Here is a 6,165-nt window from a genome sequence, read left to right on the forward strand (position 1 = left end):
GTGAAGGCTGGCGCGAAGGTCGCCGGCCTCATCCGCTGTTTGACGCCGGTTGGTATTTTAGGGAAAATCCAGACGTTGCGCGCACTGGCGGAAATGCGCTGATTCATTATATCGAGTTTGGTTCGAGTGAAGGGAGGACCCCGCATCCCCTTTTTGACCGTAATTGGTACCTCGCCGCTAACCCCGACGTGAGCGTTGCGGGGATTGATCCACTGGCTCACTATCTCAAATTCGGGTGGCGTGAGGGACGTTCACCGCATCCGTTGTTTGACATTGAGTGGTATCTAGCGTCGAATCAAGATGTTGCTCAAGCCGGTCGTGAACCGCTGTCCCATTATACTGAATTGGGCTGGCAAGAGGGACGCGAACCACACCGCGTTTTTTTAGGTCGCCAATATCTCACAAAAAATCCGGATGTCGCAAACTCGGGTCGAGAGCCACTTTCCCACTATGTGGAGTTCGGTTGGCGAGAAGGACGCTCGCCACATCCCCTGTTTGATCTAGCTTGGTATCTTTCAGCGAATTCCGATCTTCGGATCGCCAATGTGGACCCCTTGTCCCATTACTTGCGCATGGGATGGACTGAGGGACGCAAGCCAAACCCCTATTTCGTACCTCACTGGTACAGATCGGAGTACCCCGCAGGAAACGTTGAGCCACTCTCTCATTACGCCTCAGTTGGTGAGGCGAATGACTACAAACCGTGCCCATATTTTGATCCTCGATGGTACCGTGAAAACTACAAAGACGTGGCTGTAGGGGCGCTCGAGCATTTTGTTGGGCAGGGGGCCTTGGAGCGTCGTCGGCCGAACGCGGCGTTTGACTCGGATTGGTATACGACAGAGTATCAACTCCCGTATGAAGTATCCCCGCTTCAGCATTTTATGGAGATTGGGGAGGTGTCAAACTTGCGTCCCAATCGCGTCTTCGACACGAGATGGTATAAAAGAGAGTTCGCCGCAGAACTAGCCAATACCGCATGTGCTCCATTCGAACACTACCTGTTGTATGGACGTATCAAGGGTGCTTACAGATCAGAGTTGGAAAAACTCGCCGGTCGCGAGCGAAGCGGAGGGGCGGATTATAGCCCACTTAATCCTATTACTCTGATCGAGGCAGCGGTAGAGAATATTGTGTCCCTCTACTTCGGCAGCGAGCCGTACATCATCTTCTTGTCAGTCGTTGATCCATTCACCTCTCCTTCAGGCGACGGATATGTGCAGCGTCTGCGCTCTATCGACTCCCGTTTCAAGGACTGGAACCGGCTGTATGTTTGCCAAAGTGGACAAGGCGATGGAGATAGCTTCGTAAAGCATGAAGAGGGTGTATTCGCCGTCTACTTGTCAGATAATTTTGCCGGGGAATTAGTGGAAGGTCTATCGAAAAGGGCGGCGGCTGTCTATGCGCATACGATCTTCCCGCTCCACGACGCCAATGCGTTTAAAGCGTTCTGCAGTTGCAACAAGCGGATTGTAGACTTGCATGGCGTAGTACCCGAAGAGTTAGAACTTCAAGGTGACCCGAGGAGAGCAACACAGGCCCATGAACTCGAGCGGGAGGTTCTTCTAATAGCAACAGACGTTGTTTGCGTCACGCACTCAATGAAGGATTGGATAGTAACAAAGTATCCTATGCTTCAAGATACCGTTCTTTTGGTCGTGCCTATCATCATAGATTTCCCGCACCTTATGACTGTAAATGAAAGGGCGAACATACGTGATCGGCTAATTTATGCTGGCGGCGTCCAAGAGTGGCAGTGTCTGCCTTTGACAGTGGCTCACGCCGTCTCAATCGATCTTAGTGTAACGATTGTGACACAAGATATTGAGGCTGTGCAAAGTATGTTGCTGAAATATCCTGAACCCGAACGGGAGAATATTTCGGTAAAAAGCGCTGGAGGTATAAACGAGGTTTGGAAAGAGTATCTGAAAGCTGACTTCGGCTATGCGTTGCGAACGAACTCCGTCGTCAATCGCGTTTCATGTCCGACGAAGATCGTCGAGTACTGCGCAGCCGGGGTTATACCGATACTTCACTATGAAGATATCGGCGACTTTAGACGTTTAGGACTTGGCTATGTCACTCGCGAATCTCTTTCTAAAAGTCTTACGCAACAAGAGCGCATGGCGATGATGGAAAATAACCTGAAGGTATTTCATCAAATGCGCGCACAGCACTTTGAGGGGATTAGGCTCCTTATCTCTAACATAGTTGGGTCTTTTCATTGAAATCGGGATGCCGCGGACATGGTAGTCCCCCCGGCAATTAACGGACTTCAAAAGTAGATTTTTCTCGATATGATCGAAGAGATTTTGATGAAGACGAGAAGATTCAGCGAACCGCAAATCCTTGCAATCCTACGCTAGGCGGAGGGCGGCGTTCCCGTGCCTGATTTACGCCGGGAGCACGGGATGAGCACGGCGTCGTTTTATAAATGGCGAGCCAAATACGGCGGCATGGACGCGTCGATGATCAGCCAGATGAAGGCTCTTGAAGACGAAAACCGTTGGCTGAAGAAAATGTAATGCTAAGATGAGCATGCGGGCGGAACTGCTCAAAGAGGCTCTTGGAAAAAAGTGACGCGGCCATGTCAACGCCGGGAGATGGCCGGGAAAGCGGTGGCGTTACGCGGGGTGAGCATTGCACTCGCCTGCCGCACCTTTGGTGTCAGCGAAACATGCTATTGTTACAGTGCCAAGCTGAACGAGGAGAAAGAGCAGATCGCCGATCTCCTGATCGTGTTGACGCGGGCGAAGAAGAGCTGGGGCTTCGGCCTTTGCTTTCTCTACCAGCGCAATGTCCGGGGGCATCACTGGAACCATAAGCGGGTATACCGCATCTATCGCGAGCTGGAACTGATACGGCCAGAGCATCCGGCTTCTCGCGCCTCAGCCGCTTGCGGGGTTTGATCCTGAAGTTACCGGAGAAACCAAACCTGGTCTGGTTATGGACTTCATGGCGCATCGTCTTGAGGATGGCTGCGGATTTCGGATTAACGGGACAGCGATTCCGGTAAATCCCGGACAGTCGTGGAATGCACCCCTCAACTGAGACATATTAAGTAGCGGACAATTTCTCGAATACAGGAACTGGAGATGGCAGGCAATTCCGCCTGTTGAACGTTCTGGATGCGTTTTCCGAGGATGCCGGACGGCTATTCCAATCTTCAGCGAGGCGCTCGACATCGTGCCGGCGGTTGTCCGGGTGAAACGGACGCTCCGGCCGCGCTATGCCTGCCAGGCCTGCGAAAGCGTCATCGTGCAAGCGCCCGTGCCGGCGCGTGTGATGGACGGGGGCATGGTGACCACGGCCTTCGCTGCCCATGTCGCCGTTTCGAAGTTTGCCTGGCATTTGCCGCTGCATCGCTAGGCCCAGATGCTTGGTAAGCGCGTAGGGACCCCCACGTATCATTTGGTCCGCTGATCGGGGATTTTCTGCATGAATCATGCGGAGATCCTATGAGCGACAGTGTGAATCAGCCGCGAACATTCGAGGTTTTGACGGCGGCGCCGGTGGGGGCGCGACGCAAGCCGCGCGACTGGCCGGACGAAGAGAAGGAGCGCCTGATCGCCGAGACGTTGTTGCCTTGCGCCAATGTCTCGGCGAGCGCGCGTGCTGAGGGATTGGATCCTTCGCAGCTTTACGGATGGCGGCGCAAGGCACTGTTATCAGGCTTGGTTGCGCCCCTGACGGAAGCCGCGAAGGAGGAGGTCAAGTTCGCGCGCGTTGAGTCGGTGGCAAGCTCTACGGTGGAAATCGTCATCGGTGATGTCGTGGTGCGCGTCGCCGGCGATATCGAGTCGGATCACCTGGCGAAGATACTGCGGGCGGTCCGCAAGGCATGATCGCGTCCGGCGTCGTCGTCTACGTGTCGTGCCAGCCGGTCGACTTCCGCAAAGGTGCGGCATCCTTGATGGCTCTGGTCAGAGATGGCGGTCTCGACCCGTTCAACGGAGCGCTTTATGTGTTCCGGTCGAAGCGGGCGGACCGTGTTCGCATCGTCTGGTGGGATGGCAGCGGCGTCTGCCTCTATTCGAAAACGCTCGAGGAGCAGAGCTTTTGCTGGCCGGGCATATCGGCCGCCCGGATACGTCTGGACCATTCGCAATTAATGGCGCTTCTGGCCGGTCTGGATTGGAAGAAGATCCAGCCAACCAAGGTCAGGCGGCCGCTGCTGACGGGCTGATCAGGACTGCGGCAAGATGAATCATGCTGCTGTAATGATTGGGAAAGCGGCTGTTCTTGTGCTCTATTTGACCTCATGGATTTGCCCCTTAGCGACCTGCCGGACGACGTTGATGCGCTGAAAGCGATGGTCCTCGAGCTGGCGCGCGAACAGGCTGCGAAGGAGGCCCGGCTGAAGGCGGCCGAGGCTGAGATCGCGCGGTTGGAGGCGGTTGAGAAGAGCGCCAACGAGCGGATTGCCAACCTGACCTTGATCATGAAGGTTTTGCAGCGCACGCAAAATGGCAAGCGTTCTGAGCGGCTCCGCCTCGGGGTCAACGACGAGCAGGTCTCCTTTGCTTTCGAAGAGGTCGAAACCGGCCTATCGGCAATCCGCAGCGAACTCGACCGCGCGGCCAAAGACAAGCCGAAGCGAGCACCGCGTCCGCGCAAGGGTTTTGTCGCCCATCTCGAACGCATCGAGGAGGTCATCGAGCCGGAAATTCCGGCCGGGTGCGAGGGGCTGGTAAAGGTTCTGATCGGTGAGGACCGCTGCGAACGTCTGGACGTCGTGCCGCCGAAGTTCAGGATTATCGTGACGCGCCGTCCCAAATGCGCTTTCCGGGGCAGCGATGATGTGGTCCAGGCCCTGGCGCCGGCACACATCATCGAAGGCGGCCTGCCGACGGAACGGCTGCTCGCTTATATCGCCGTTTCCAAATACGCCGATGGTCTTCCTCTTTATCGGCAGGAAGCGATCTATCTGCGTGGCGGCGTCGAGATCAGCCGATCGCTGATGGCCCAACGGATGGGGCATCTCGGCTTCGAACTGCAGATGCTGGCCGATTATATCCTGGAGAGGGTCAAGGAGGGCGAAAGGATCTTTGCCGGCGAGACGACCCTGCCCACTCTTGCGCCCGGTTCGGGCAAAACCACCAAGGCCTGGCTTTGGGCCTATGCGCGCGACGATCGCCCCTATGGTGGGACCAGTCCGCCGATGGTGGCCTATCGTTTTGAAGACAGCAGAGGCGCGGATTGCGTGACGCGTCATCTCGCCGGATTCAGCGGTATCCTGCAAGTGGATGGCTACTCGGCCTATACCAATCTCGCCAAGACGCGGGCGAAAACCGGCAGCAACGAAACGATCCAGCTTGCAGGATGTTGGACACATCTACGGCGCAAGTTTTACGATCTGCACATTAGCGGTGTCTCTCAGGCCGCCACAGACACTGTCCTGGCAATGACCGAGCTCTGGCGCATCGAAGATGAGGTTCGCGGCAAGGATGCCGACAGCCGCTCCACGCTTTGCCCGGGAAAGTTTGCAGCCATTGTCGCCAGTCTCTTCGGTCTTTGGGAAAAAGAGCTCGGCAAGGTCTCCGGGAAGTCCAAGACCGCTGAGGCGATCCGCTACGCGCTCATCCGGCGCGAGGCGCTGGAGCGCTTTTTAGCGGACGGTCGCATCGAGATCGACTCCAACATTGTCGAACGCGCGATCAGGCCCCAGACAATTACGAGGAAGAATAGTCTATTCGCCGGAAGCGAGGGCGGTGGACGAACCTGGGCGACGGTGGCCACCGTCTTGCAGACCGCCAAAATGAACAACGTCGATCCGCTCGACTGGCTCTCGCAGACCTAGACCCGCATTGCTCAAGGCTGGCCAGCATCCGAAATCGAAGCCCTCATGCCCTGGAACTTCAGGTCAGACGCTGTCAGCTAACCGCTTACGATGCTTGCCTCCTGCGGCGTGATCATCGATCGCGGCACGCTCGGCGCCTGGGTGACGCGAGTTGCGTGGTGGCTCGAGCTCCTCTACGACGCTCTCCACCCTCATCCAGGCCGCCAAGATGAACGAAGTCGATCCACTGGCGTGGTTGACGCAGACGCTCGAGCGCATCGCGGCCGGTTGGCAGGCGAGCGATATCGACGCATTGATGCCCTGGAACTTCAAGAAATAAGTACCCCTCCGGTGACGGCCGCCTTGCTGAGTTAGGCTGAAGGCTG

The 6,165-nt window shown here is 56.4% G+C and carries 3 protein-coding genes and 4 pseudogenes; all 7 read left to right on the forward strand.

Going from position 1 to position 6,165, the window contains the following annotated elements:
• Positions 1-2,228: pseudogene (locus L981_RS35315) on the forward strand (hypothetical protein); the annotation flags it as partial.
• Positions 2,229-2,315: 87 nt separating this feature from the next.
• Positions 2,316-2,994: pseudogene (locus tag L981_RS34270) on the forward strand (transposase); the annotation flags it as partial.
• A gap of 174 nt (positions 2,995-3,168) precedes the next feature.
• Positions 3,169-3,366: pseudogene (locus L981_RS34895) on the forward strand (IS66 family transposase zinc-finger binding domain-containing protein); the annotation flags it as partial.
• A gap of 92 nt (positions 3,367-3,458) precedes the next feature.
• Positions 3,459-3,845, forward strand: coding sequence for a transposase (locus L981_RS32580; protein WP_043626845.1), 387 nt, complete (start codon positions 3,459-3,461; stop codon positions 3,843-3,845).
• Entirely contained in the window at positions 3,842-4,186 is a 345-nt protein-coding gene (gene tnpB, locus L981_RS32585) for an IS66 family insertion sequence element accessory protein TnpB (protein ID WP_043626847.1), read from the forward strand. The genes L981_RS32580 and tnpB overlap by 4 nt, the downstream gene beginning before the upstream one ends.
• A gap of 75 nt (positions 4,187-4,261) precedes the next feature.
• Positions 4,262-5,881: pseudogene (locus tag L981_RS32590) on the forward strand (IS66 family transposase).
• Positions 5,882-5,951: 70 nt separating this feature from the next.
• Positions 5,952-6,119, forward strand: coding sequence for a transposase domain-containing protein (locus L981_RS34280; RefSeq protein WP_082006237.1), 168 nt, complete (start codon positions 5,952-5,954; stop codon positions 6,117-6,119).
• Positions 6,120-6,165: the final 46 nt, after the last annotated feature.

This window comes from Ensifer sp. ZNC0028 (assembly GCF_000799055.1).
Classification (GTDB): domain Bacteria; phylum Pseudomonadota; class Alphaproteobacteria; order Rhizobiales; family Rhizobiaceae; genus Ensifer.